Annotated in this window: 29 protein-coding genes; 20 read left to right on the forward strand and 9 right to left on the reverse strand. The window is 72.9% G+C overall.

Annotated elements, in window-relative coordinates:
• The first annotated feature begins 41 nt into the window (after positions 1-41).
• Positions 42-824 carry a CPBP family intramembrane glutamic endopeptidase gene (locus ABT154_RS29175; protein ID WP_351860670.1) on the forward strand — a complete coding sequence of 261 codons (783 nt, stop codon included), beginning with the start codon at positions 42-44 and terminating at the stop codon, positions 822-824.
• An 80-nt stretch (positions 825-904) separates the two neighbouring features.
• Here the strand turns inward: ABT154_RS29175 and ABT154_RS29180 are convergent, their stop codons facing one another.
• Entirely contained in the window at positions 905-1726 is an 822-nt protein-coding gene (locus ABT154_RS29180) for a PhzF family phenazine biosynthesis protein (protein ID WP_351860672.1), read from the reverse strand.
• 200 nt (positions 1727-1926) lie between these two features.
• Between ABT154_RS29180 and ABT154_RS29185 the strand changes: the two genes are divergently transcribed.
• Positions 1927-2538 carry a PadR family transcriptional regulator gene (locus ABT154_RS29185; RefSeq protein ID WP_351860674.1) on the forward strand — a complete coding sequence of 204 codons (612 nt, stop codon included), beginning with the start codon at positions 1927-1929 and terminating at the stop codon, positions 2536-2538.
• A gap of 83 nt (positions 2539-2621) precedes the next feature.
• Here the strand turns inward: ABT154_RS29185 and ABT154_RS29190 are convergent, their stop codons facing one another.
• Together ABT154_RS29190 and ABT154_RS29195 are read right to left on the reverse strand one after the other, a co-directional pair.
• Positions 2622-3050, reverse strand: a complete 429-nt coding sequence (locus ABT154_RS29190; RefSeq protein WP_351860676.1) for a type II toxin-antitoxin system Rv0910 family toxin — start codon at positions 3048-3050, stop codon at positions 2622-2624.
• 69 nt (positions 3051-3119) lie between these two features.
• On the reverse strand, positions 3120-3344 hold the full coding sequence (locus ABT154_RS29195) for a hypothetical protein (protein WP_332434059.1): 225 nt from the start codon (positions 3342-3344) through the stop codon (positions 3120-3122).
• 196 nt (positions 3345-3540) lie between these two features.
• On the opposite strand from ABT154_RS29195, the gene ABT154_RS29200 reads away from it, so the two are divergent.
• The 3 genes from ABT154_RS29200 to ABT154_RS29210 all read left to right on the forward strand — a co-directional run bounded on the left by ABT154_RS29200 (position 3541) and on the right by ABT154_RS29210 (position 6407).
• On the forward strand, positions 3541-4137 hold the full coding sequence (locus tag ABT154_RS29200; RefSeq protein ID WP_502969613.1) for a Clp protease N-terminal domain-containing protein: 597 nt from the start codon (positions 3541-3543) through the stop codon (positions 4135-4137).
• A gap of 66 nt (positions 4138-4203) precedes the next feature.
• Positions 4204-5262, forward strand: coding sequence for an EamA family transporter (locus ABT154_RS29205; RefSeq protein WP_351860678.1), 1059 nt, complete (start codon positions 4204-4206; stop codon positions 5260-5262).
• A 176-nt stretch (positions 5263-5438) separates the two neighbouring features.
• The gene (locus ABT154_RS29210; RefSeq protein WP_351860679.1) at positions 5439-6407 is read left to right on the forward strand and encodes a DMT family transporter; all 969 of its coding nucleotides are present in this window, start codon (positions 5439-5441) and stop codon (positions 6405-6407) included.
• A 13-nt stretch (positions 6408-6420) separates the two neighbouring features.
• Here the strand turns inward: ABT154_RS29210 and ABT154_RS29215 are convergent, their stop codons facing one another.
• Positions 6421-7065 carry an FMN-binding negative transcriptional regulator gene (locus ABT154_RS29215; RefSeq protein ID WP_351860681.1) on the reverse strand — a complete coding sequence of 215 codons (645 nt, stop codon included), beginning with the start codon at positions 7063-7065 and terminating at the stop codon, positions 6421-6423.
• Between the two features lie 48 nt (positions 7066-7113).
• Positions 7114-7785 carry a pyridoxamine 5'-phosphate oxidase family protein gene (locus tag ABT154_RS29220; protein ID WP_351860682.1) on the reverse strand — a complete coding sequence of 224 codons (672 nt, stop codon included), beginning with the start codon at positions 7783-7785 and terminating at the stop codon, positions 7114-7116.
• 35 nt (positions 7786-7820) lie between these two features.
• On the opposite strand from ABT154_RS29220, the gene ABT154_RS29225 reads away from it, so the two are divergent.
• Positions 7821-9155, forward strand: coding sequence for an aminotransferase class I/II-fold pyridoxal phosphate-dependent enzyme (locus ABT154_RS29225; protein ID WP_351860684.1), 1335 nt, complete (start codon positions 7821-7823; stop codon positions 9153-9155).
• A 16-nt stretch (positions 9156-9171) separates the two neighbouring features.
• Here the strand turns inward: ABT154_RS29225 and ABT154_RS29230 are convergent, their stop codons facing one another.
• A complete protein-coding gene (locus ABT154_RS29230) occupies positions 9172-10218 on the reverse strand; it encodes a DMT family transporter (RefSeq protein ID WP_351860686.1) in 1047 nt (348 codons plus the stop codon).
• 74 nt (positions 10219-10292) lie between these two features.
• On the opposite strand from ABT154_RS29230, the gene ABT154_RS29235 reads away from it, so the two are divergent.
• The gene (locus tag ABT154_RS29235; RefSeq protein WP_351860688.1) at positions 10293-11195 is read left to right on the forward strand and encodes a LysR family transcriptional regulator; all 903 of its coding nucleotides are present in this window, start codon (positions 10293-10295) and stop codon (positions 11193-11195) included.
• 32 nt (positions 11196-11227) lie between these two features.
• Here the strand turns inward: ABT154_RS29235 and ABT154_RS29240 are convergent, their stop codons facing one another.
• Positions 11228-11689 (reverse strand): pyridoxamine 5'-phosphate oxidase family protein, encoded by a 462-nt coding sequence (locus ABT154_RS29240; RefSeq protein ID WP_351860690.1) that lies wholly within the window; start codon positions 11687-11689, stop codon positions 11228-11230.
• A 77-nt stretch (positions 11690-11766) separates the two neighbouring features.
• On the opposite strand from ABT154_RS29240, the gene ABT154_RS29245 reads away from it, so the two are divergent.
• Positions 11767-12456, forward strand: a complete 690-nt coding sequence (locus tag ABT154_RS29245; protein WP_351860692.1) for a cysteine hydrolase family protein — start codon at positions 11767-11769, stop codon at positions 12454-12456.
• Here ABT154_RS29245 and ABT154_RS29250 read toward each other — a convergent pair.
• Positions 12443-12844, reverse strand: a complete 402-nt coding sequence (locus ABT154_RS29250) for a Rieske (2Fe-2S) protein (RefSeq protein WP_351860693.1) — start codon at positions 12842-12844, stop codon at positions 12443-12445. The two genes, ABT154_RS29245 and ABT154_RS29250, sit on opposite strands and share 14 nt — an antisense overlap.
• Before the next feature lie 311 nt (positions 12845-13155).
• On the opposite strand from ABT154_RS29250, the gene ABT154_RS29255 reads away from it, so the two are divergent.
• Positions 13156-13812 carry an alpha/beta fold hydrolase gene (locus ABT154_RS29255; protein ID WP_351860695.1) on the forward strand — a complete coding sequence of 219 codons (657 nt, stop codon included), beginning with the start codon at positions 13156-13158 and terminating at the stop codon, positions 13810-13812.
• A gap of 47 nt (positions 13813-13859) precedes the next feature.
• Here ABT154_RS29255 and ABT154_RS29260 read toward each other — a convergent pair whose 3' ends face one another.
• Positions 13860-14543: an adenosylcobinamide amidohydrolase gene (locus tag ABT154_RS29260; protein WP_351860697.1), complete on the reverse strand. Its 684-nt coding sequence runs from the start codon at positions 14541-14543 to the stop codon at positions 13860-13862.
• 202 nt (positions 14544-14745) lie between these two features.
• On the opposite strand from ABT154_RS29260, the gene ABT154_RS29265 reads away from it, so the two are divergent.
• The 11 genes from ABT154_RS29265 to ABT154_RS29315 all read left to right on the forward strand — a co-directional run bounded on the left by ABT154_RS29265 (position 14746) and on the right by ABT154_RS29315 (position 23850).
• A complete protein-coding gene (locus tag ABT154_RS29265; RefSeq protein ID WP_351860698.1) occupies positions 14746-15186 on the forward strand; it encodes a hypothetical protein in 441 nt (146 codons plus the stop codon).
• A gap of 79 nt (positions 15187-15265) precedes the next feature.
• On the forward strand, positions 15266-15847 hold the full coding sequence (locus tag ABT154_RS29270; RefSeq protein WP_351860700.1) for an RNA polymerase sigma factor: 582 nt from the start codon (positions 15266-15268) through the stop codon (positions 15845-15847).
• A 4-nt stretch (positions 15848-15851) separates the two neighbouring features.
• The gene (locus tag ABT154_RS29275; RefSeq protein WP_351860702.1) at positions 15852-16799 is read left to right on the forward strand and encodes a hypothetical protein; all 948 of its coding nucleotides are present in this window, start codon (positions 15852-15854) and stop codon (positions 16797-16799) included.
• A 5-nt stretch (positions 16800-16804) separates the two neighbouring features.
• Positions 16805-17656: a leucine-rich repeat domain-containing protein gene (locus tag ABT154_RS29280; RefSeq protein ID WP_351860704.1), complete on the forward strand. Its 852-nt coding sequence runs from the start codon at positions 16805-16807 to the stop codon at positions 17654-17656.
• A 160-nt stretch (positions 17657-17816) separates the two neighbouring features.
• On the forward strand, positions 17817-18662 hold the full coding sequence (locus ABT154_RS29285; protein WP_351860705.1) for a HipA family kinase: 846 nt from the start codon (positions 17817-17819) through the stop codon (positions 18660-18662).
• Complete coding sequence (locus ABT154_RS29290) at positions 18659-19042, forward strand: DUF3037 domain-containing protein (RefSeq protein ID WP_351860707.1); 384 nt, start codon at positions 18659-18661, stop codon at positions 19040-19042. Before ABT154_RS29285 ends, ABT154_RS29290 begins: the two co-directional genes overlap by 4 nt.
• A gap of 215 nt (positions 19043-19257) precedes the next feature.
• Positions 19258-20019: a 3-oxoacyl-ACP reductase FabG gene (fabG, locus tag ABT154_RS29295; RefSeq protein ID WP_351860709.1), complete on the forward strand. Its 762-nt coding sequence runs from the start codon at positions 19258-19260 to the stop codon at positions 20017-20019.
• A gap of 29 nt (positions 20020-20048) precedes the next feature.
• Positions 20049-20816, forward strand: a complete 768-nt coding sequence (locus ABT154_RS29300; protein ID WP_351860711.1) for an SDR family oxidoreductase — start codon at positions 20049-20051, stop codon at positions 20814-20816.
• 148 nt (positions 20817-20964) lie between these two features.
• Positions 20965-22542: an ABC transporter substrate-binding protein gene (locus ABT154_RS29305; RefSeq protein WP_351860713.1), complete on the forward strand. Its 1578-nt coding sequence runs from the start codon at positions 20965-20967 to the stop codon at positions 22540-22542.
• 80 nt (positions 22543-22622) lie between these two features.
• On the forward strand, positions 22623-23306 hold the full coding sequence (ung, locus tag ABT154_RS29310) for a uracil-DNA glycosylase (RefSeq protein WP_317875942.1): 684 nt from the start codon (positions 22623-22625) through the stop codon (positions 23304-23306).
• Positions 23307-23376: 70 nt separating this feature from the next.
• Positions 23377-23850, forward strand: coding sequence for a hypothetical protein (locus ABT154_RS29315; RefSeq protein WP_351860715.1), 474 nt, complete (start codon positions 23377-23379; stop codon positions 23848-23850).
• The last annotated feature ends 137 nt before the right edge of the window (positions 23851-23987 follow it).

Genomic DNA, 23987 nt, shown 5'->3' on the forward strand with positions numbered 1-23987 from the left:
GTGACCGGGAAGTGGAGACAGGCGTGGTGTCGGAGCAACGAGTGAGTGACGCTTCCCTGCCCCCCGAGGGTCTGTCGCGCCGGGTGCTGCGCTCCGAGACGTTCATCGTTCTGGCGCTCTCCCTCGGGGCGAGCGGGGTCTCGTCCCTCATCAGCTTCATCGGCTCGCTCACCAGGACCGGGGCGCTGAAGGAGCAGGCGGCGACGCTCAACGGCTCGTACGCGCCCGGCCGGCCGTGGCTCGACCTGTCCTGGCAGCTCTTCGGCATCGCCACGGCCCTCGTCCCCGTGCTCCTCGTCGCCCACCTGCTGATGCGCGAGGGCTCCGGACTGCGGGCCATCGGCTTCGACCGGACCCGGCCGTGGCCGGACCTCGGGCGGGGGACGCTGGTCGCCGCGGGCATCGGGAGCGCGGGACTCGCCTTCTACCTGGCGGCCAGGGCGACCGGCTTCAACCTGACGGTGGTTCCCGAGTCGCTGCCGGACGTGTGGTGGAAGTACCCGGTGCTGATCCTCTCGGCGGTGCAGAACTCGGTCCTGGAGGAGGTCGTCGTCGTCGGCTATCTGCTCCGCAGACTGGGGCAGTTGGGCTGGACGCCGATGGCCGCGCTGGTGGCGAGTTCGGTGCTGCGCGGCTCCTACCACCTGTACCAGGGGATCGGCGGCTTCGTCGGCAACGTCGTGATGGGCGCGGTCTTCGTCCTGCTGTATCGGCGCTGGGGCCGGGTCGGACCGCTGGTGGTGGCGCACGCGCTGCTCGACATCGTGGCCTTCGTCGGGTATGGGCTGCTCGCGGGCCGGGTGGACTGGCTGCCCACGGTCTGACGCGTGCCTTCGGCAGGGGCGTACGGGTTCTCCGTACGCCCCTGCTCGCGATTTTGCTCGCGGGTGGCCGGCCGGCTTCGCTAGGCGTACAGGTCGCCCTCCATGACCGTGACCGCGTGGCCGTTGAGGAGGGTGCGGTCGCCGCGCAGGCGGGTGCGGACGATGCCGGTACGGGCGCCGCCCTGGAAGCCGACGAGGTCGTCGCGGCCGAAGCGGGCCGACCAGTAGGGGGCGAGCGCGGTGTGGGCGCTGCCCGTCACCGGGTCCTCGTCGATGCCGAAGGCGGGGAAGAAGCCGCGGGAGACGAAGTCGTGGCCGACGGCGGGGTCCTCGGCGGCGGCGGTCGCGATGACGCCGCGCGAGGAGAGCCCTTTCAGGGCGGCGAGGTCCGGCCGGAGCGCGCGCACGGCGGACTCGTCGCGCAGCTCGACGAGGAGGTCCCCGATGTGGGCGGCGGTGTCGTGGACCGCGACGATCTCGGCGCCGAGCGCCGTCTCCAGGCCCTCGGGGACCGGGACGGCGGTGAGGGACGAGGTCGGGAAGTCCATGGTGATGGTGCCGTCGGTCTCGGCGGTGGCGCCGAGGACGCCGCAGCGCGCCGCGAAGCGGACGGTGCCGGTCGCCGTGCCGGTGGAGTGCAGGACGTGGGCGGTCGCCAGGGTGGCGTGGCCGCACATGTCGACCTCGGTGGTCGGGGTGAACCAGCGCAGGGCCCAGTCCGCCGCGCCGTCGGCCTCGCCGGCGGGCAGGGGGTGGGCGAAGGCCGTCTCGGAGAGGTTGACCTCGGCGGCGACCTTCTGGAGCCAGTCGTCGTCGTCGGGGAAGGAGTCCAGGAGGAGGACGCCGGCCGGGTTCCCGGAGAAGGGCCGGTCCGTGAAGGCGTCGACGATTCGGATGCGCATGGGGTGACCGTATCGGGGCCCGGATCGAGCGGACCAAGGCCAATCGCGGGGAACTGGACCCGGACCTGGGGCGGGAGGGGGGCAGTGGCTCGGGCGGGCGGCGCGAAGCAGTCGGGAGTGTTGCTCGGTGAACGGTTCCGATATATCGTTGAGGTATCGCGACAGTTCGACGATGCGATCCCGATGGAAGGAGCGTTGCGATGCGTTCACATGGGCACGAGTACGGAAACGGACACGGAGCCGGGCGTGGAGGCTGTGGCCCCGGGGCTCGTGGGGACTTCGAAGGGCGGCGGGCCGCGTTCGGGCCGTTCGGGCCGGGATTCGGCGGCGGGCCCTTCGGGGGCGGGCGCGGTCGGGGTGGCGGCCGGGGGCGGGCCAGGCGCGGTGATGTGAGGGCCTCGATCCTGGCCCTCCTGAAGGACCGCCCCATGCACGGCTACGAGATGATCCGGGAGATCGGCGAGCGCAGCGACGGGGCCTGGAAGCCCAGTCCCGGCTCGGTCTACCCGACCCTCCAGATGCTGGAGGACGAGGGGCTGATCATCAGCGCGAGCGAGGGCGGCAAGAAGCTGTTCACGCTCACCGACACCGGGCGTACCGAGGCCGAGGCCGGCCCCGAGGCGCCGTGGGAAGAGGCCGGGCGCGGGGTCGACTGGGAGGCCGTGAACGAGATCCGGCAGGCCGGCTTCGGTCTGATGGAGGCGTTCGGGCAGGTCTGGAAGACCGGCAGCGCCGAGCAGCGGCAGAAGGCGGTCGGCGTGATCAACGAGGCCCGCAAGAAGCTGTACCTGATCCTGGCCGACGAGGACTGAGCTGTGCCCGCTCGGCCGGAGGTCGCCTGAGGGCCCCGTGGCGTGTGCCACGGGCCCTCAGGCGCGTCAGGGGGCCGGGGCCCTCAGGCGACCAGGCCCGAGAGCTTGCGCAGCGACTCCGTGAGGGCCGCCGTCGCCGAGTCCTTGAGCTTGCCCGCCATCAGTGAGACCGCCGCGCCCGTGAACTCGCCGTCGATCCGCACGTTCGTCGCGTCCCCGTCCGACGTGAGTGAGTAGCGGGTGGTGACGAGCACCCCCATCGGGCCCTTGCCCTTGATCGCGAGGGCGCGCTCCGACTCCAGCTCCTCGATCGTCCAGAGCACCTCGGCGGGGAAGCCCATCAGCTTCATGTTCTCGGTGAAGGTGCCACCCGCCGCCAGGGTTTCCGGGCCGCCGTTCGGGAAGTTGGTGTGGGTGGCGTTCCACTCGCCGTACGAGGGGAAGTCCATGAGCTGGGCCCAGACCTTTCCGGCCGGTGCCTCGATCCGTGCCTCCGCGCTGACTTCGGCCATGAGACCACCCCTTCACGCGTGCCAACTGGGTTCCGGTGTCGCGGAACGTAGCCGGATGGCCGTGAACATTCAATACTGATGAACCGTCAGTTCTGTGACGGCCGGGCCTGTCCCGTCGCCGATCCACCAGATCTCCGCCGCGTCGAAGCTGTCCGAGGCGCGCGGAGCGCCGTCCTCCTCATGGCAGTGGAAGGCCGCCCAGAACAGGTCGGCGGGCAGTGCCTCCCGGGGTGCGTACACCCGGTAGACGTACTGCCGCCCGTCGAGCGCGAGCAGAGCCACCATCCAGAACATGATCGGAGGACGTACGGAGACGGTCCCGTGGTTGCATCAGGGGCGTGTGGCAAGACGGCGCGCGCCCCCTGAGGGCAACGCGCGCGATCTCATCCGTAAGGAGGAGGAACCGTGCGTGCGTGCCCAACTCCGGTGGGATGCGGACATGCTTCTCCTCGGTGATGCCCGGGGCGCCCCGGTCTGATGAGGTGAGAGGGTGCACCATCCCGTCCCGCTCCCTCAGTCACTCCGGCAGCCCGTCGCCCCGCGCGCGGAGCTCGCGCCCCTCCTGACGCCGTCCCTCGCGACGGTCGTGACGGGCGCGCGCCGAAGAGCCCTCAGGGACGGCGACCGGCAGATCGACACCGCGCACCTGCTGCACTCGCTCATCGAGTCCGACCGCGAGGCCGGCGCCGCCTTCGAGGGCCGTCACGAGCTCGCCCGCGTCCTCGGCTACCTCGTCCAGCGGTCCATCGGCTACGGGCTGCGCTGGCAGCGCTCGGTCGAGGACTCGCCCGCCGGGCGACTGCTGCCCGCCGTGCGCGGGGCCGAGCCCCAGGGCTCGCGGCCCTCGGGCTGGTCGCCGGCCGCGTCGGCCGCCTTCGAGGAAGCCTTCCGCCGGGCCGCCGGCCGGGGTGATTCCCGGGCCCGCGCCGTCGACGTGCTCGCCGCCGTCGCGGCCGACCCCGGCAGCCGGGCCGCCGAGGTGCTGCGCCGCGCGGGGGTCGACACGGACGCGCTGGTCGCGCGGATCACCCGTGGGCTCGAAGCCGGTCCCGACGCCCTGGAGGAGGCACCGGTTCCGGGTGCGTGACGGGAAGCCGTCTCAACAGGTGTAACGGGGGTTACGCGCCTGACCGCGTCCTGTCATCATGGCCCGATGCACGCGTCTCAGGGGAGAAGCGCCGGCCTGGGACTAGCCCTGGCCTCGGCCTTCGCATTCGGTGGTTCAGGAGTGGCGGCCAAGCCGCTCATCGAGGCGGGACTCGACCCGCTCCATGTGGTGTGGCTCCGGGTCGCCGGCGCCGCGCTCGTCATGCTTCCGGTGGCCTGGCGCCACCGCGACCTCCTGCGCCGCAAACCCGCCCTCCTCGTCGGCTTCGGCCTGCTCGCCGTCGCCGGGGTCCAGGCGTTCTACTTCGCCTCCATCTCCCGCATCCCCGTCGGCGTCGCGCTGCTCATCGAATACCTCGCCCCGGCGCTCGTCCTCGGCTGGGTCCGCTTCGTCCAGCGCCGGCCGGTCACCCGCGCCGCCGCCCTCGGCGTCGTCCTGGCCGTCGGCGGGCTCGCCTGCGTCGTCCAGATCTGGTCCGGGCTCACCTTCGACCTCGTCGGGCTGCTCCTGGCGCTCGCCGCCGCCTGCTGCCAGGTCGGCTACTTCGTCCTCTCCGACCAGGGCGCCGACGAGGCGGAGCAGGCCGAGCGGGCCGATCCGGTCGGAGTCATCGCCTACGGACTGCTCATCGGCGCGCTCGTCCTCACCGTGATCGCCCGCCCGTGGGGCATGGACTGGTCGCTGCTCGGCGGCAGCGCCGACATGGACGGCAGCGATGTGCCCGCGTGGCTGCTGCTCGGCTGGATCGTGCTGATCGCGACCGTCCTCGCGTACGTCACCGGGGTCATCTCGGTGCGCCGCCTCTCCCCGCAGGTCGCGGGTGTCGTGGCCTGTCTGGAGGCCGTCATCGCGACCGTGCTCGCCTGGGTCCTGCTCGGTGAGCACCTCGACGCGCCGCAGATCATCGGCGGCGCGGTGGTCCTCGTCGGGGCCTTCATCGCCCAGTCCTCGACGCCGAAGGCGCCGGCGGCGGGGCCGGTGGCGGGGTCCGGGGCGGCTTCTTCGTCAGCCGAGGCGGCGGGGTCCACGGAGGGCCGGGAGGCGGAAGTCTCCGAGTCCGACGGCAGGGACGCCGGGTTGCCCGCCGGGCGGAGCGCCCCCTAGGGTGCCGCTCATGCCTTCGACCGTGCTTCCGCCTCCCGCCGCCTAGCGCGCGCGGAGACACTCCTCGACGAAGACCGGGCTCGGCCGGGCGACTCCTCGCCCCCGAGCGGTTCGTCGCTGCCCGCGCGCGGAGCCGAGCGACCACCTTTCCCTCCTGTCTTCCACGGAGAAGTCACGTGTCGAACTCATCGGAATCCGCCCTGTCCGTCGGGCGGAGCCTGCTCTATCTGATCGTCGCCGGAGTCGCCTGGGGCACCGCCGGTGCCGCCGCCTCGCTGATCTTCCGGATCAGCGACATGGGCCCCCTCGCGCTCTCCTTCTGGCGGTGCGTCGGCGGGCTCGCCCTGCTGCTCGGCGCGCTGGCCCTGCGGCCCCGGCGCGCGGTCGCCCGTACCGCCGGGGAGACGCGCGGCCGTCGGACCGCCCGCATCCTCGGTACGGGGATCGGCCTGACCGTCTTCCAGAGCGCCTACTTCGCCGCCGTCCAGGCCACCGGCCTCGCGGTCGGCACCGTCGTCACCCTCGGCGCGGGACCCGTCCTCATCGCGGTCGGAGCCCGGCTCACCATGGGCGAACGCCTCGGCCGCGGCGGTGTCGCCGCCGTCACCGGAGCGCTCGCCGGGCTCGTCGTCCTGGTCCTGGGCGGCGGAGCGACGGAGGTCCGGCCGCTGGGCGTCGCACTCGCGGTCGTCTCGGCGGCCGGGTACGCGGCGATCACCCTGCTCACCCGGTGGCTCGGCCGCGACGGCGGGCGCACGGACGCCCTGGCGACCACCACCTGGGCCTTCGCGATCGGGGCGGCCGGGCTGCTGCCCGCCGCGCTCGCCGAGGGGCTCGTCCCGCGGACCGACGCGCCGGTGAGCGTCCTGCTGCTGCTCGTGTACGTGGCCGCCGTGCCGACCGCCCTCGCGTACGCGCTGTACTTCGCCGGTGCGGCGGTCGTCCGGGCCGCCACCGTCTCCGTGATCATGCTCCTGGAGCCGGTGAGCGCGGCGGTCATCGCCGTGTCGCTGCTGGGGGAGCGGCTCACCACCGCGATCGTGCTCGGCACCCTGCTGCTGCTCGCCGCCGTCACGGGCCTCGCGTTCGCGGAGGCGCGTGCGGCGGCGGCGGTGCGCAGGCAGGAGGAGGTCGTGGCGGTGTAGGCCTCCGGGCGGGTCAGTCCCCGGCGCGGCGGCGCAGCTGGTGGGCCCGTGCGGCCAGGTCGCCGGGGCCTGCCCGCTCCGCCAGGCGGTCCATGACACGGTCCTGGACCTCCGGCGGTTTGTTGCCGGCGTACTTGAACTTGGCCCGCACCTCGGTCACCTGAAGGCGCAGCACCCTGATCCCCGACAGGAGGCGGCCGAACGGGTCCTCGCCCGGGACGACGGGAGCCGTGCCCCCGTCCGGCTGGAAGTGGGCGACCTGGCGGTTGAGGAGTTCCGCCTTCTCCGCCGGGTCGTCGACCACGTGCGCGGTGCAGCGCAGCTGGACGGCGGCGTAGTACGAGGTGGGGGTGCCGTGCGCGGACGGGGTGCCCTCGGGCGCCGTCCACGAGCCCGGTACGAAGACATGGTCGTCGACCACGCTGAGCAGCACCGCCGGGTTCGCCTCCAGGGCGCGCCAGAGCGGGTTGGGCCGGGCCAGATGGACCAGGGCCTGCCCGTAGGGGCCCGGCTCGGCCTCGTACCGGAAATGGGTCGGCTGGACCCACGGCGGTTCTCCGGGCAGGCCGTTGACGGCGAGCTGCCCGAAGTCGTGCCGGGAGAGCCAGTCGCGCCACTCGCCGTCGTCGTGTGCGGCGTCCCAGGGGTGGATCAGCATCGTCGGTCCTTCCCTCCGTCGTTCGTCGGTATTCGGTGGCCGTACGGCTCAGAGCGCGGCGAGGTAGCCGGGCAGGGGGACGGCCGGGTCGAGGTCGTCGGCCGGGACCGGGGTGCCGTAGCCGCCGCGCACCGGGACGACGCCCGACCAGTGGGGCAGGCCCAGGTCCTCGGCGTCGTCGTTGGGGCCGGCGTCGCGGACTTTCGCCGAGACCTCGTCCAGGTCGAGCCGGAGCACGGCCGTGGCGGCGAGCTCCTTGGCGTTCGCGGGGCGCGAGTCGGCGGAGCGGCCAGGGACGACGTGGTCGACGAGCGCGTCGAGGGCGATGCGCAGCTCGTCGGGGTCGGTGACCTGGTGGGCTGTGCCGTGGACCACGACGGAGCGGTAGTTGAGGGAGTGGTGGAAGGCGGAGCGGGCGAGGACGAGGCCGTCGACGTGCGTCACGGTCAGGCAGACGGGCAGGCCGGGCGAGGCCACGCCGTCGCCGGCGGCGCGCAGCGGCCGGGAGCCGGTGGAGCCGTGCACATAGAGCCGGTCGCCGACGCGGCCGAAGAGCGTCGGCAGGACGACGGGCGCGCCGTCACGGACGAAGCCGAGGTGGCAGACGTAGGCCTCGTCGAGTATCGAGTGGACGAGTGCCTTGTCGTACGAAGCGCGCTGGCGGGCGCGGGTGGGGACGGTCCGGTCGGTCGGCGGGTACGTGTCGGCGGCGGCGGTCATTGTGCACTCCATTGCACTAGTGCATACTTGCGTTTGTGCTAGGAGAGTATCGGATCGAAGGTCGTCGCGCATCGGACATCGCCGCCAGCGTGGAGCGGGGGGTGGCCGCCGGGGCATTGCAGCCCAGCCAACTCCTGCCGCCCATGCGGGAGTTGGCGGCTACGCTCGGCGTGAACCCCAATACCGTGGCCGCCGCCTACCGCACCCTGCGCGAACGCGGGGTCATCGAGACCGACGGGCGGCGCGGCAGCCGGGTGCGCCCGCGCCCCGCCACCACCGCGCGCGGGTCGATCCGGGTGGCGGCCCCCCTCGGGGTCAGGGACGTGAGCAACGGCAGCCCCGACCCCGCCCTGCTGCCCCCGCTCGGAGAGGCCTTCGCCGAGGTCGCGCGGAGGTACGCCGAGCGGCCCGGCATGTACGGGGAGGCCCCCGTCGACGAGGAGTTCGGGCGTCTCGCGCGCGCCGCCTTCGACGCGGACGGGGTGCCCGCCGGGCCCGTCGGCGTCACCTCGGGCTCCCTCGACGCCGTCGAACGGGTGCTCGCCGTCCACCTCAGGCCGGGCGACGCCGTCGCCGTCGAGGACCCGGGCTGGGGCAGTCTCCTCGACCTGGTGCCCGCCCTCGGACTGCACCCCGTGCCGGTCGCCGTCGACGACGAGGGGCCGCTGCCCGAGGAGGTCGAGCGGGCGATCCGCAAGGACGGGGCGCGGGCGGTCATCGTGACCGACCGGGCGCAGAACCCGACCGGGGCGTGTGTGACCGAGGACCGGGCGCGGGAGCTGCGGCGGGTCCTCGCGGCGCACCCCGGCGTGCTGCTCGTCGAGGACGACCACGGGCACGGCATCGTCGCGCAGCCGCTCCACCCGGTGGCCGGCGGCACCGACCACTGGGTGCTGATCCGTTCCGTCGCCAAGGCCTACGGGCCCGATCTGCGGATCGCCGCCTTCACCGGCGACGCCGAGACCGTCGACCGGGTGCTCGGGCGGCAGCGGCTCGGCCCCGGCTGGGTCAGCCGTCTCCTCCAGGGGGTCGTCGCGCACCTCTGGGCCACGGAGGCCGTGGACCCCGCCGCCGTCGCCCGCGCGTACGGGAAGCGCCGCGACGCACTCGTACGGGCGCTGGCCCGGCGGGGCGTCGAGGCGCACGGCCGGGGCGGCATGAACGTATGGGTGCCGGTCGCCGACGAGACCGGCGCGGTGACGGGGCTTCTCGCCGCCGGGTGGGCGGTGGCCCCGGGCGCGCGGTTCCGGATGGACGCCGGGCCGGCCGTCCGGCTCACCGTCTCCGGCCTCGCCGCCGAGGACGTCGAACCCCTGGCGGAGGCGGTGACGCGGGCGACGGGGCCGGTGGTGGCGCGGAGTTACGGGTAGGGGGTGCGCGCCACTGTCAGAGGGAGGCGGCCTGGGGTGCAGGGTCTTGTGGCGTGACGGCGGCCGGGGCCTGGAGGGTGGCGGTGGCCGGGGGCTGTGGCGTGACGGCGGCCGGGTCCCCCTGGGCCGGGTTCCCGGCGCTGCGCCGGGAGGTGCGGGTCTGGGTGAGGGCCGCGCCCGCCAGGACCACGACCGCTCCGACCGGGGTGTTCCAGGTCAGGCCCTCGTCCAGGAGTGCGACGCCCGCCGTCGTGGCGATCACCGGGATGAAGTACGTGACCATGGAGGCCGTCGTCGGGCCCACCTCCGCGACCACGCCGTACTGGAGCAGCATCGCGTAGCCGGTGCCGAGCGCGCCGAGCGCGATCACGGCGAGCAGCGGCAGCAGCTCCACCGAGGTCGGCACGGAAGTGAACAGCGGCGTGACCACGGCCAGTTGCAGCGTCGCGAGCCCCACTTGCGACGTGGCCAGCGAGAGGTTCGAGACGCCGCTGCCGCTGAGGGTCCTGCGGACGTAGATCCAGCCGACCGCGTAACTGAACGAGGCGAGCAGTGCCAGGGCCGTACCCGTCACGTCGAGTCCGGAGAAGCCCTGCCACGCGCCGAGGACGGTGAGCACGCCCATGAAGCCGATGCCGAGCCCGGCCGCGCGGACCCGGGTCGGGCGGTCCTCGGAGAGGGCGACGAGGGAGAGCAGCATGCCCCACAGGGGGGTCGTCGCGTTGCAGATGCCCGCCAGGGTCGAGGGGATCGTCAGTTCCGCGTACGCGAAGAGCGAGAACGGCAGGGCGTTGAGGAGGAAGGCCGCGACCGTCAGGTGACCCCAGACGCGGGCGCCGCGCGGCAGCCGGTCGCGCTTCACGGCCAGCGCGACGGCCAGCACCGCCGTACCGAACAGAAGCCGTCCGAAGGTGACCTGGAAGGGGGCGAAGCCCTCCGTGCCGACCTTGATGAAGAGGAAGCTGAAGCCCCAGATGAGGGCCAGGACGCCGAACCTGACGCGCCAGTCGAGCAGGCGTGAGGTGCGGGCGGGGGACGGGAGGGGTGGGGCTGCGGGGCTCATGACACTCAGGGTGACGGCCGCGATGTCTTAGAACAAGCGAGAATTCCTCGACCCCTACCCTTAGCATCGCTTACATGTTGAACCTGGAGCGCCTGCGCACCCTCGACGCCTTCGCCCGGCACGGTTCGGTGAGCGGGGCGGCCGATGGGCTGCACGTCACCACGTCGGCCGTCTCCCAGCAGCTGTCCAAGCTGGAGCGCGAGGTGGGGCAGCAGCTGCTCGCCAAGAACGGGCGGGGCGTCCGCCTCACGGACGCGGGGCTGCTGCTCGCCGAGCACGCCGCCCGCATCCTCTCCCAGGTCCAGCTGGCCCAGGCCGACATCGAGGCCCAGCGCGGCCAGGTGGTGGGCGAGGTGCGTGCCGCGGCCTTCCCGACCGCGGCCCGGGGACTCTTCCCGGCCGCGCTCGCCGCCCTGCGCGCGGGCCACCCCGACCTCCGGGTCCGTACGGCGGAACTCGAACCGGAGCAGGGCGTGCGCGCGGTGCTGCGCGGCGACGCGGACCTCGCGATCGTCCTGGACTGGAGCAACAAGCGGGCGCCGGTGCCGGGCGGCCTGGAGCGCGCCCATCTCCTCGACGACTCCGCCGACGTCGCCCTCCCCGCCGGGCACCGGCTCGCGGGGCGGGACGCGGTGGACCTGGTGGACTTCGCCGACGAGGAGTGGGTGTCCTGGCCCGAGGGCGAGTTCTGCCACGACTGGCTGATGTTCACCCTGCGCTCCCAGGGCATCGAGCCCCGCATCGGACACCTGGCGGGCGAGCACCACACGCAGCTGGCGCTCGTCGCCGCCGGGCTCGGGGTCTGCGTGACGCCCCGGCTCGGCCGGCCGGTGCCGGACGGTGTGGTGTTCGTGCCCGTACGGCAGCAGGTGAGGCGCCATATCCACGCCACCTGGCGCGCCGACGCCGGGCGCCGCCCCTCCGTGCGGGCCGTGGTGGCCGCGCTGCGGGCGGCGGCGGAGCCACTGGCGAGCTGACGTGCGGGGACCTTCCGGGCGCAGCCCAGGGGTCACCCCAGCTTGCGGAAGTCCCAGGACGCGACCGCGTCCGGTGTCAGGCGCATCCAGGCGTGCCGGCCGTCGTGCGGCATCGCGTCGAGGCGGAAGTTCTTGGCGGCGAAGAGCCGCTCGATCACGTCGAGTTCGGGGCACGGCTCGCCCGTACGGGGTGCCTCGCCGACGAATTCGACCGTGCCCGAGAGCTCTGCCCCGCGCAGCTCCCCGTACTCCTCGCCGTCGTCCACCACGACGGCGATCCTCGGGTCGGAGCGCAGCTCCGCCCAACGCCGGCTGCGGGTCAGGGAGTACAGCCACAGGGAGGAGCCGTCCCAGGCGAACCACAACGCGCTCACATGCGGGCGGCCGTCGGCGGAGACGGTCGCGACCCGGCAGGTGCGCTGTTCGGCGAGGAAGGAGTCGAGCTCGGCCGGGGTCATCATGATCCGGCGTCCACGGCGCTGTGCGACGGTCATCGTCCGCACCCTTCTGGATTTCTGATGAGACGTCAGAAAGCATGGGGGCCCATTCGCGCGCGTGCAAGGGGAGAGCCATGGGACAGAGTGCGAGAGAGCGGCTCGGAGAGTGGATACGACCGGACGGCGGAGTCGCACTGCTCACCGTCGAGTGCCAGCAGGGAGTCGTCGGCCCGGACAGCGCACTGCCCGAACTGGCTGCCGTCGCCCGCGCGTCGGGAGCATTGGGGAATGTCGCCCGGCTCGTGGCCGCCGCCCACGAGGCCGACGTCCAGGTGATCCACGCCGTCGCGGAACGGCGCCCCGACGGACGCGGCGCCAACAGCAACGCCCGGCTGTTCCGGGCCGCCGCCCGGCTACCCGTGCAGCAGCACAGCGGCAGCACGGCGGTACGGATCGCCGAACCGATCCAGGTCGCGGACGAGGACCTCGTCGTACGGCGCCTGCACGGGCTCTCGCCGCTCGCCGGGACCGATGTCGACGCGCTGCTCCGCAACCTGGGCTGCCGGACCCTGATCGTCACCGGTGTCTCGGCCAACGTGGCCGTGCCCAACGCCGTCTTCGACGCGGTGAACCTCGGCTACACGGTGGTCGTCCCCGGGGACGCCATCGCGGGGGTGCCGGCCGACTACACCCCCGCGATGATCCGTCACACCCTCGCGCTCGTCGCCACGATCACCACGACCGACGAGGTGCTCGCCGGCTGGAAAGCGCCCCGGCGCGCCGGAGTTACGGGGGGCGCCGGGGGTGCCGTCAGCCGAGGCTGATCTCGTCGCCCACCACCTGGATCGGCTCCGGCGGCAGCGGCGAGGGCGCGGGGCCGGATTTCACGCTGCCGTCCGAGATGTCGAAGTGGCTCCGGTGGCACGGGCAGACGATGACCCCGTCCTTGACGCCGCTCACGGCGCAGCCCGCATGGGTGCACTTGGAGGAGAAGGCCTTGAACTCGCCGGCCTTCGGCTGGGTGATCACCAGACCCTTGTCGGCGAGGACCTTCCCGCCGCCCACCGGGATGTCCCCGGTACGCGCGAGCGTGCCGCCCTGCGCGGCCGGGTCCTTGTCGTCGGTGCCGCCGCCCCCGCACGCGGTGAGCGCCGCTGCCAGGCCCGCGCCTCCCGCCGCCGCGACCACCGTCCGGCGTGCCACTCCGCTCATGTACTGCCCCTCTTCCCTCGGTGCGCTGGTGTGTCGGCATCTGACGGTACGGCCGTGAGCTGTGTTCCGTTCACAGGACGCGTACTTCGGGAGCCCCACAGTTCGGGGTCCGTACCGGATCGCCACCTCGACCTGGCAGACTGCGGGCCTCACTGCCGCCTCCCCCCACACGTGAGCGGACCGCTCGACCGGGGAAGCGGCAAGCGACTCCTGGAGGCCTCCATGGCGCAGCGGCCCGGACACGCGGCCCACCCGAGCAGGTGCCCCCGCCCGCGACCACCCCGGCGGCGCCGGAGCGGGACGGGCGCCCGATGACGCTGTGCCGCACCCGGCGTGCCGACCCCGACACCCTCCTCGTCCGCAGCGCGCCCGCCGGGGCCGCCGCACCGGCCGCGGCCGTCCTGCTGCTGCACGGCGGCCGGGCCGACGGCCCCGAGCCGCCGCCCGCCCTCAACCTCCCCGCGCTGCGGATGCGGCCCTTCGCCGCCGCCGTCTCCCGCGCCGTGCGGGGCCGGGGCGTCCTCATCGCCGAGGTCCGCTACCGCCACCGGGGCTGGAACGGCGCGAGCGCCGACCCCGCCCAGGACGCCGAGGCCGCGCTCCTGCGCCTGCGTGAACTGGCCGGACCCGTGCCCGTCGTCCTCCTCGGCCACTCCATGGGCGGTCGCGCCGCCCTCCGCGCCGCCGGCGCTCCCGCCGTCCGGGGCGTCGTCGCCCTCGCGCCCTGGTGCCCCACCGACGAGCCCGTGGACCACCTCGGCGGCCGGCGGCTCTACCTGCTCCACGACGAGGCCGACCGCGTGACCTCGGCCCGTGCCTCCTGGGCCTTCGTCCGCAGGGCGCGGGCGGTGGGCGCGGACGCGGCGGGCATCCCGATGCCGACGGGCGGGCACGCCATGCTGCGCGGCGCCCATCTCTGGCACCGCCGCGCCGCCGAACTCACGGCCGCCCTGCTCTCCCACGGCTGAGGCGCCGCCCACGCGTTGGTGCTGGCCGACGACGTGTGCGGGCCGCCTCAGGCGGCGAGCAGTCCCGCGCAGGCCGCCCGGGTCGCCGCGTGGACCGCGCGGGCCAGACGGGCACCCCACAGGGAGCGGGGTCCCGCGAAGGGCTCGGCGGTGGTGCCCGGGGCGGCCGTGGGCGCTGCCACGCACACCGCGTCCGTGGGCGTGCCGGAGGCGTCGGCGCCCAGCTCGACCAGGGCCTGCACCTTGGCCTCGGTGGCGGTGGCGACCGCGTTGACGAGGGCGGCGTCCGTGAGGGGTGCGGGCAGCGACACGATGATGTTGATCGTGCCGGGACGCGGCACCATGACGCCGCCGGTCCCGGGGGCTGCCGCCCAGCCCCGTACCCCGATCCCGGCGGTCACCACGGCCCGCACCCCGCCGTCCACCGCGTGGCGGCGGTCCGCCACGGAGGCCGCCGTCATCAGGCCCACGCCCGTACCTTCGAGCCCCGCCCCGGCGGCCAGTTCACGAAGATGGGCGACCGGGTCGAGGCGGTCGTAGCCGGGCGGGACCTGGGCGTTGAGCACCCACGCGCGCGTGCCGATGCCCCCGCCGAGCACCGCGCTCGACACCATCCGCACGCCCGGCCCCGGCACCCACACCAGGAGCGGCCAGGCACGGCCCTGCTCGGTGTGCGTGAGGAGAGCCGCGTCGTCGAGGGAGGCGCTGGTCAGGAGGGATCGCGAAGGCACCCCCACACCCTAGGGGGTGTCGTATCGACGTCAGGTGGGCGGTAGCCGGGCGTGCGCCTCCGGTGCTGTGACCAGCGTCACTCGCTCCCGCCGTGATGTCCCGGGCCCCGCATCCGCTTGATCATCCGGCGAACGACGCCGCTACGAAGAGGAAGGGTGATCACGTATGGAGTGCGAGAACCTGACGGTGTCCGCGGCCGAAATGGAAGGTCACGCAGCCGCGTTCGTGGAGCGGGCCACCGCGAAAGCACGGCTTCCGCTGGACTACACCGCGGAGAGTCTCCGCGTCGTCGACCGGCTCGTCGACGGACTGAGACGCGGCGGCGCCGCCCGCGAGGAGGTCGCGGGACCGCTGCTGGCGATCGGCGCGTACGTCGGTGAGGTACTGGTCCGCGAGGCCGGGGCGGTCTGGGTGGACCTCCCGCCGGACCATCTGCTCCGCACCGTCTTCACCCACCCCGTCGGCTCCCGGATGCCGGACGGCCGGGTGTGGAACCCGCTCGGCCGGACGGTGAACCGCTTCGAGATCGGACCGGGGGAGTCCCTGCAGACGTACTTCCTCACCCTGCACGGGCGGCGCCCGCCGCGTACCCGCACACGGAGGGTCTGCGCACCTGACGGACGTGTGGCGGGCAGGTGTTGACTGTCTGACAGGATGACCGTGTTCCGGTACGCGGTGGTGACCGGAGGTCGACGAACGTACGGGCTGTGAAGAGGATCGCGTGGACGAGGGGACGGGGCACACGCCCACCACCGCGCGCGACGTGGAACTCGCCTCGGCCGTCGAACGGGCCCAGGAGGGCGACGAAGAGGCGTTCGCCCACGCCTACCGGGCCGTCTACCCGGGACTCCTCGGCTACCTCCGGGGCATCGTCGGCGAGGACGCCGAGGACGTCGCCTCCGAGGCGTGGCTCGAGATAGCCCGCGACCTCGGCCGCTTCCGGGGCGACGGCGTGGGGTTCCGGGGCTGGACCGCGACCATAGCCAGGCACCGGGCCCTCGACCACCTGCGCAGGGCGCGGTCACGGCCCCGCCCGGCCCTGCTCGTACCCGACGAACTCGAACTTCCCTCCCCCGCCGACACCGCGGGGGAGGCGCTCGAGGCCCTCTCGACCGAGCAGGCGGTCGCGCTTGTCATGGGCCTGCCGCGCGAACAGGCCGAGGCCGTGCTGCTCCGGGTCGTCGTCGGTCTCGACGGTCCGACCGCCGCCCGGGTTCTTGGCAAGCGTCCCGGTGCGGTACGGTCCGCCGCGCACCGGGGTCTGAAGCGGCTGGCCCGGGAACTCGGGGGAAGAGGGAGGTGACGGGATGACGTCCGACGAGCGCGGGCACGACGGCCTGGAGCGGGCGCTGCGGGCCGCGCTGCGCGGCGACCGGGGCGGGACGGCGGAGGCCACGGCCGACGAGGGGACCCGGAGAGCTGAGGGGACCGATCGGATGGACGGTGCCGATCGGAGTCGACGGGCGGCCGGGGCCGGCGACATCACGGGCGCGGGGCGGGGCGGGGGCCTTGGCGGTCTCGAAGGCTTCGGCGGCCTCGGGGGTGAGGAGGGTGCGCTCGCCGCCTTCCGTGCGGCGCGTGACGCCGGCCTGCACGGGACCCGGCGGACGCGCCGCCGGGACGACTGGGCCCCCGGTGGCGTACGACGGTTCCGCCAGCGCTCCCTGAGGACGAGCCTCGCCGCGCTCCTCGCGAGCGTGACGCTCGGCGGCGTGGCCATCGCCGCCGTGGACCTGCCCCGCCGCTTCGACGAGGAGCCCGCTCCCGTACCCGCGACGCCCGTTCCCGCGTTCGGCGAGGGGACCATCCGGCCGTCCGGCGGTACGACTCCTCCCGAGGCGACGCCCGTTCCCGCGAGTCCGGCGGGGCGGCCCGGGTCGCCCCCGGCCGACGGGTGGGAGCCTGCGTGCCGCGCCTACGGGGTGGGGAAGAAGGCGGAGAGCAAGGCCAAGGCCAAGGGCAAGGCCGGGGCGAAGGGGAAGGGCGAGCCTCCGAACGGCACGCCCTGCGACGAGCGCGGGCACGACCACGTGCCGTCGTACCCGGGTCAGGGTCTGGGGCAGGGGCAGGGGCAGGGGCAGGACAAGGGGAACGCGCCGAAGAAGGACCTGAAGGGCGCGCCGGAATCCGTTCCGGGAGCCGCGCAGAGGTTCGAGCCGAAGGCCGAACCCCGGGCCGTGCCCGGCCATATGGCGGAGAGGCCGGACCGCGGCTCCCAACGGGCCCTCGACGGGGTGCACATCTCCCCGGGGTAGCCGCCATGAAGATCATTCGTCGGCGCGGCGGACGGTCCGAGATGTTCGTGACCGGCGAGCCATGGGACCCCGCGTACGCCGAGCGGTTCGCGGACGGCACGTGCGACGGCCTGGTGGTCGGAGTGCCCACGTGCCTCAACTCCGGGCCCGCGACCGATCTGGCCTTCCTGCCCGGCGTCCCCGGGCTGCGGAGCCTCCGTGTGCTCAAGGGCCTTCCCGACCTTTCCTCCGTGGCGCGGTGCGTGGAGCTCGTACGGCTGAGCCTGCCCGCGTCCGCGACCCGGGAGCTGGACCTGACCGGGCTCACGGCACTCCGCGCACTGGAGGCCCCGTGGCCGGCCGTGGCCCGTTCCCTTTCCGCGCTGGACTCGCTCGACGAGCTCGTGGCCACGGAGTGGCGCGGCGCCTCCCTCTCCGCGCTCGGACCCAAGCCGGCCCTTCGGAAGCTGCGGCTCGAAACGGGCCGCGATCACGTCACCGACGCGGAAGGGACATCACTCCTCCCGTCCCTCGTCGAACTCCGCCTCTACGGAGGCCGGTTGGCCCACCCGGAGCTGCTGGCCGGAGCCGTGGCGCTGGAGGAGGTGTCCCTGCTGACCGCGAGGACCGGCAGCCTCGCCTTCGTCACGGGACTCCCGCGCCTGCGCCGCCTTGAGCTGGAGAACAGCGGAGACATCGGCTCGCTCGCCCCCGTCAGGGACCATCCGGCCCTCCGCGAGGTGATCCTCTCCGGCTCGACAACGGTGGCCGACGGAGACCTCTCGCCGCTGCTCGGCAACCCCCGGCTGACCTACGTCGCGCTCGAACGCGGCCACGCCCACTACAGCCACGCGCCGCGCGAGGTCCGCAAGGGCTGACGCGGCGGCCGGTTGCCCTGCGACGGCCGCCGCAGGGGGGAGATTCGGGTCCGCCTCGCCTCCGGCGACGGCCGCGCCGGAAGCGATTCGGGTCCGTCTCGCCCGTGATCACCCTCGGTTACGATGCACCTTCCATGGAAGAGATGGGTGGCCTGGGAAAGTGCTCACTGAGGTAGTCGCGACCCGCTATGTCACGCCCCTGCGTGAGGGCGGCTCGCTCCCCGGGATCGTCGAGGCGGACGATTGCGGCACATACGTCATGAAGTTCACCGGCGCCGGACAGGGGCGCAAGACGCTGGTCGCCGAGGTCATCTGCGGGCAGCTCGGCCGGAGGCTCGGCCTGCGGGTGCCGGAGCTGGTGACCATCCGGCTCGACCCGGTCATCGGGCTCTCCGAGCCCGACCAGGAGGTGCAGGAACTGCTCAAGGCGAGCGGCGGGCTCAACCTGGGCATGGACTTCCTGCCCGGTTCGCTGGGCTTCGACCCGCTGGCGTACGAGGTGGACCCGGTCGAGGCCGGCCGGGTCGTCTGGTTCGACGCGGTCATCAACAACGTCGACCGGTCCTGGCGGAACCCGAACATGCTCGTCTGGCACGGCGACCCGTGGCTCATCGACCACGGCGCCACCATGATCTGGCACCACAACTGGCCCGGCGCCCAGGCCTCCGCCGCCAAGCCGTACGACGCCTCCGACCACGTCCTCGCCCGCTTCGCGCCGGACGTCGCCGTGGCCGCCGCCGAGCTCGCGCCGCTCGTCACCCGCGCACTCCTCGACGAGGTCGCCGCCGACGTGCCCGACGAGTGGCTCGTCGACGAGCCCGGGTTCGCGAGCACCGACGAGGTGCGCGCCGCCTACGTCGAGGCGCTGCTGCCGCGCGCCGCCACCATCCACGAGCGGATCACGCTCGGACCGCGTACCGAGAACCGGCCCCAGCAGCCGCCCGGCTGGCTCGCCGAGCGCCTCGCGCCCCGGCCGCACACCACCGAGAAGGACAGCACCCCGTGACCGACCGCGACGTCTTCGAGTACGCGCTGCTGCGCGTGGTGCCCCGGGTCGAGCGCGGTGAGTGCTTCAACGCCGGCGTGGTCGTCTACTGCCGCGCCCGGTCCTATGTGGCTGCCCGGACCCATCTGGACGAGACGAAGCTCTCGGTGCTGGACCCGGCGGCCGACGTGACCGGTGTCCGGGCCGCGCTGAGGGCCGTCGAGGGGGTCTGCCTCGGCGGTGACGCCGCCGGCCAGGCCGCCGGTGACGACGCCGGGCGCCGCTTCCGCTGGCTCATCGCCCCGCGCTCCACGGTCGTCCAGCCCGGCCCCGTGCACACGGGCCTCACCGCCGATCCCGAGGCCGAGGTGGAGCGGCTCCTCGACCTGCTGGTGCGCTGAGCGCGGGCGCGCCGGGACGGGACGGTGCCCCGAGCGCACGCGCCCGGGGACGGGGAGTGACCAGGTGCACCCGGTGGGCCGTTGACACCGGGTGCCAGTGCTTCTAGCGTCTCGTTCTGCGGACGATACTAAGCGGTCGCTCATGTGTGGGACGCAGGAGCGGGTGACCGGTTCGGCCGCGACCAGGGACGATCCAAGGGCGAGGAGAACCAAGCATGTCCACCACCGAGCAGCGCGTAGCCGTCGTCACGGGTGCCGCACGGGGAATCGGCGCCGCCACCGCGCTGCGCCTCGCGGCCGAGGGCCGCGCCGTCGCCGTACTCGACCTCGACGAGGCGGCCTGCAAGGACACCGTCGAGAAGATCACCGCCGCGGGCGGCACCGCCCTCGGGGTCGGCTGCGACGTCTCCGACAGCGCCCAGGTGGAGGCCGCCGTCGCGCGCGTCGCCGCCGAACTCGGCGCGCCGACGATCCTCGTCAACAACGCGGGCGTGCTCCGCGACAACCTGCTCTTCAAGATGTCCGAGTCCGACTGGGACCTCGTCATGAACGTGCACCTCAAGGGTGCCTTCCTGATGGCGAAGGCCTGCCAGAAGCACATGGTGGACGCGGGCTTCGGCCGGATCGTCTCGCTCTCCTCCTCCTCGGCCCTCGGTAACCGGGGCCAGGCGAACTACTCGGCCGTGAAGGCCGGTCTGCAGGGTCTGACCAAGACGCTCGCCAAGGAGCTCGGCAAGTTCGGCATCACCGCCAACGCCGTCGCCCCGGGCTTCATCGTCACCGAGATGACCGCGCAGACCGCCGAGCGCGTCGGCATGGGCTTCGAGGAGTTCCAGGCCGCCGCCGCCTCCATGATCCCGGTGCAGCGGGTCGGCCGCCCCGAGGACGTCGCGAACGCGATCGCCTTCTTCGCGGGCGACGACGCCGGCTTCGTCTCCGGTCAGGTCATGTACGTGGCCGGCGGCCCGCTCAACTGACGCCCGGCGGCGAGAGGAGCACGGCAGACATGACCGCACAGGCACGGCCGGAGCCGTCCGGCAAGGTCGCCCTCGTCACCGGCGCGAGCCGGGGCATCGGCTACGGGATCGCCGAGGCGCTCGTCGCGCGCGGCGACCGGGTCGTCATCACCGGGCGCGGCGAGGAGGCCCTCAAGGAGGCCGTCGAGCGCCTCGGGGCCGACCGGGCGATCGCCGTCCCCGGCAAGGCCCACGACGAGGTCCACCAGGCAGCCGCCGTCGAGGCGGCGATGGACGGCTTCGGTCGTCTCGACTTCCTGGTCAACAACGCCGGGACGAATCCGGTCTTCGGCCCCATCGCGGACCTGGACCTCGGGGTGGCCCGGAAGGTCTTCGAGACGAACGTGGTCTCGGCGCTCGGTTTCGCCCAGCGCAGCTGGCACGCCTGGCAGAAGGAACACGGCGGAGCGATCGTGAACATCGCCTCGATCGCCGGCGTCTCCGCCTCGCCCTTCATCGGCGCGTACGGAATGAGCAAGGCCGCGATGGTCAATCTGACCCTTCAGCTGGCGCATGAATTCGCGCCGCTCGTGCGGGTCAACGCCATCGCACCGGCCGTCGTCAAGACGAAATTCGCGCAGGCGCTCTACGAGGGCCGGGAAGCGGAGGCGGCTGCCTCCTATCCGCTCGGCCGGCTCGGCGAGCCCGAGGACATCGGTGGCGCGGCGGCGTTCCTGACCTCCTCGCAGTCGGAGTGGATCACCGGCCAGACGCTCGTCGTCGACGGCGGGATTTTCCTGAACGCCGGAGTCGGGTGACCGATATCCGGACACTCTCCGGAAACAGTGTCCGGATTGGGCCCGGTTATACGTCGAATGACTCAAGTGCCCCGTCGGGCTCGACGATTGACCTGACGGGGTGCTGCGGTATCGTCGGCCGACCCCCGGCCGAACGAGGAGCGTGCACGTGTTCAACCGGACCAGTCTGCAGGCCGCTGCAGCCCTTGTGTCCATATCCCTGGTAACCGGATGCAGTGTCTTCTCGGACAGTGATTCCGCCGGGGATCAGAGAATCGTCATCGGTACGACGAGTTCTCCCACCACGCTTGACCCGGCCGCCGCCTGGGACAATTCCTGGGAGCTCTTCCGGAATGTCTTCCAGACCCTGGTGAGTTTCCCGACGGGAAGTACGACTCCACAGTCGGACGCCGCCGACTGCAAGTTCACCGACACCTCCAGCCGGGTCTTCGAATGCAAGCTCCTGGAGGGCCTCGTGTTCTCCAACGGGCACAAGCTGGACGCCAAGGCCGTGCAGTACTCGATCGAGCGCATCCGCACGATCAACTTCAAGGGCGGCCCCAACGGGATGCTCGGCTCCCTCGACAAGATCGAGACCGTCGGCGACCGCACCGTCGTCTTCCGGCTCAACAAGTCGGACGCCACCTTCCCGTTCATCCTGGCCACCCCGGCGATGTCCCTCGTGGACCCGGCCGACTACCCGGCCAACGCCCTCCGCAAGGACGGCAAGATCACCGGCTCGGGACCGTACGTCCTCGACTCCTACTCGGAGCGCAAGACGGCGGAGCTGACGAAGAACGCGATGTACAAGGGCTTCGCCGAACGCAAGAACGGCGGCGTGACCATTCGGTACTACGACCAGTCGGACGCGATGGTCGCCGCGCTCAGGAAGAACGAGATCGACGCCACCTACCGCGGCCTCACCGCCGAGGAGGTCGTCGCGCTCCAGGACGACAAGCCCGAGAACAAGGGCCTCCAGCTCGTCGAGTCGACGGGCGCGGACATCCGCTACCTGGTCTTCAACACCCAGGACCCCTCGGTCGCCAAGCTCGCCGTCCGCAAGGCCATCGCCCAGCTCGTCGACCGCGACGAACTGGTCAACAGGGTCTACCAGGGCACCGCCGAGCCCCTGTACTCGATGGTGCCCAAGGGCATCGCCGCCCACACCACCAAGTTCTTCGACCGCTTCGGTTCGCCCGACGCCGCCAAGGCCAAGGAGATCCTCCGCGACGCCGACATCACCGATCCCGTCGAGCTGACCTTCTGGTACACGACGGACCGGTACGGCTCCTCCACGGCCGCCGAGTTCGCCGAGCTCAAGCGGCAGCTCGAGGAGTCCGGCCTCTTCAAGATCACCCTCCACGGAAAGCCCTGGAAGGAGTTCACGGCGGGCTTCCAGAAGGGCGAGTACCCGGTCTTCGGCCGCGGCTGGTTCCCCGACTTCCCGGACCCGGACAACTTCGTCGCGCCCTTCATGGGCAAGGAGAACGTCCTCGGCACCCCGTACGTGAGCCCCAGGATCACCGACGTGCTGATCCCGAAGTCCCGTCGCGAGAGCGACCGGGGGACCGTCACGAACGAGTTCGTGGAGGCCCAGGAGATCATGGTCCAGGACGTCCGGCTGCTGCCGCTGTGGCAGGGCAAGCTGTACCTCGCGGCCCGTGAGGACATCGGCGGCGGCGAGCGCGCGCTCGACCCGCAGACGGTCATGCAGCTCTGGGAGCTGGAGCGCCGGGCCAGCTGGTAGACGGCCTGCGGGGGCCACTGTCAGTGGCCCCCGGTAGGTTCTGGGACGTAGACAGGAACGTCCACCGGAGGTTGTTGACCGTGACCGACACCAGCATGCTGCCCGAGTCCTGGCGGGGCGTTCTCGGCGAGGAACTGCGCAAGCCCTACTTCGCGCAGCTCACCGAGTTCGTCGAGGAGGAGCGCGCCAAGGGACCGGTCTTCCCCCCGAAGGACGAGGTCTTCGCCGCCCTCGACGCCACCCCGTACGACAAGGTCAAGGTCCTGATCCTCGGTCAGGACCCGTACCACGGAGAGGGGCAGGGGCACGGCCTCTGCTTCTCCGTCCGGCCCGGGGTCAAGACCCCGCCCTCCCTGCGGAACATCTACAAGGAGATGCAGGCCGAGCTCGGCCACCCGATCCCGGACAACGGCTATCTGATGCCCTGGGCCGAGCAGGGCGTCCTCCTGCTCAACGCCGTGCTGACGGTCCGCTCCGGCGAGGCGAACTCGCACAAGGGCAAGGGCTGGGAGAAGTTCACCGACGCGGTGATCACCGCCGTCGCCTCGCGGCCCGACCCGGCCGTCTTCGTCCTCTGGGGCAACTACGCCCAGAAGAAGCTGCCGCTCATCGACGAGGAACGGCACGTGGTCGTGAAGGGCGCCCACCCCTCGCCGCTCTCCGCGAAGAAGTTCTTCGGATCGCAGCCGTTCACCCAGATCGACGCGGCCGTCGCGGCTCAGGGACACGAGCCGATCGACTGGCGCGTCCCGGACCTCGGCTGAGCCTCGGCCCGATCGGGGGCGGGTGCGGCTAGCGTCGGCACTCCCAGTGGGTGAGGCGGTGGAGGTCGCGGTGACCGAGCAGCAGCAGGTGTCGGACGACGGGGTCATGACCAGGATCGGGCAGGCCATGATGCTGCTCCACGGCGGCGACCGTGAGGAGGCCCGCAACCGCTTCGGACTGCTGTGGCAGCAGATCGGCCCGGACGGGGACCCCCTCCACCGCTGCACCCTCGCCCACTACATGGCGGACGCGCAGGACGACCCCGACACCGAGCTGGCCTGGGACCTGCGGGCCCTGAGCGCCGCCGAGGGGCTGGCGGAGGAGCGGCTCGCCGCCCATGACTCGACGGCGGCGCTCCGCGCGCTGTACCCCTCGCTCCACCTCAACCTCGCGGCCGACTACCTGAAGCTCCAGCGGCCCGACGCCGCACGGACCCACCTCGCGCGGGCCCGCACGGCCTCGGACCACCTGGACGACGACGGCTACGGCAACGGGGTCAGGGCGGCGATCGAGCGACTGGAGCTGCGGCTCAGGGGGGAGTGAGGGCCGGACCGGATCCGGCTTCGGGCGGGGGCCGGCCCTGGGCTCGTCCGGCCGGGCGGGTTCGTGCGGGCGGACTTTCCGGGATCGGATGGGCTGGTCAGTCGCGTCTCGGTACGACTGGGATGGGCTGGGCCGGT

This window comes from Streptomyces sp. NPDC001728, assembly GCF_040297565.1.
Lineage (GTDB): Bacteria > Actinomycetota > Actinomycetes > Streptomycetales > Streptomycetaceae > Streptomyces.

Bases quoted from the DNA above. Each gene is read 5' to 3' on its own strand.
- ABT154_RS29185 (WP_351860674.1), top strand. From the start codon at position 1,927: ATGCGTTCACATGGGCACGAGTACGGAAACGGACACGGAGCCGGGCGT.
- ABT154_RS29230 (WP_351860686.1), bottom strand. From the start codon at position 10,218: ATGAGCCCCGCAGCCCCACCCCTCCCGTCCCCCGCCCGCACCTCACGC.
- ABT154_RS29220 (WP_351860682.1), bottom strand. From the start codon at position 7,785: ATGACCGCCGCCGCCGACACGTACCCGCCGACCGACCGGACCGTCCCC.
- ABT154_RS29215 (WP_351860681.1), bottom strand. From the start codon at position 7,065: ATGCTGATCCACCCCTGGGACGCCGCACACGACGACGGCGAGTGGCGC.
- ABT154_RS29280 (WP_351860704.1), top strand. From the start codon at position 16,805: ATGAAGATCATTCGTCGGCGCGGCGGACGGTCCGAGATGTTCGTGACC.
- ABT154_RS29205 (WP_351860678.1), top strand. From the start codon at position 4,204: ATGCACGCGTCTCAGGGGAGAAGCGCCGGCCTGGGACTAGCCCTGGCC.
- ABT154_RS29300 (WP_351860711.1), top strand. From the start codon at position 20,049: ATGACCGCACAGGCACGGCCGGAGCCGTCCGGCAAGGTCGCCCTCGTC.
- ABT154_RS29275 (WP_351860702.1), top strand. From the start codon at position 15,852: ATGACGTCCGACGAGCGCGGGCACGACGGCCTGGAGCGGGCGCTGCGG.
- ABT154_RS29255 (WP_351860695.1), top strand. From the start codon at position 13,156: ATGACGCTGTGCCGCACCCGGCGTGCCGACCCCGACACCCTCCTCGTC.
- ABT154_RS29265 (WP_351860698.1), top strand. From the start codon at position 14,746: ATGGAAGGTCACGCAGCCGCGTTCGTGGAGCGGGCCACCGCGAAAGCA.
- ABT154_RS29240 (WP_351860690.1), bottom strand. From the start codon at position 11,689: ATGACCGTCGCACAGCGCCGTGGACGCCGGATCATGATGACCCCGGCC.
- ABT154_RS29235 (WP_351860688.1), top strand. From the start codon at position 10,293: ATGTTGAACCTGGAGCGCCTGCGCACCCTCGACGCCTTCGCCCGGCAC.
- ABT154_RS29190 (WP_351860676.1), bottom strand. From the start codon at position 3,050: ATGGCCGAAGTCAGCGCGGAGGCACGGATCGAGGCACCGGCCGGAAAG.
- ABT154_RS29245 (WP_351860692.1), top strand. From the start codon at position 11,767: ATGGGACAGAGTGCGAGAGAGCGGCTCGGAGAGTGGATACGACCGGAC.
- ABT154_RS29250 (WP_351860693.1), bottom strand. From the start codon at position 12,844: ATGAGCGGAGTGGCACGCCGGACGGTGGTCGCGGCGGCGGGAGGCGCG.
- ABT154_RS29195 (WP_332434059.1), bottom strand. From the start codon at position 3,344: ATGTTCTGGATGGTGGCTCTGCTCGCGCTCGACGGGCGGCAGTACGTC.
- fabG (WP_351860709.1), top strand. From the start codon at position 19,258: ATGTCCACCACCGAGCAGCGCGTAGCCGTCGTCACGGGTGCCGCACGG.
- ABT154_RS29180 (WP_351860672.1), bottom strand. From the start codon at position 1,726: ATGCGCATCCGAATCGTCGACGCCTTCACGGACCGGCCCTTCTCCGGG.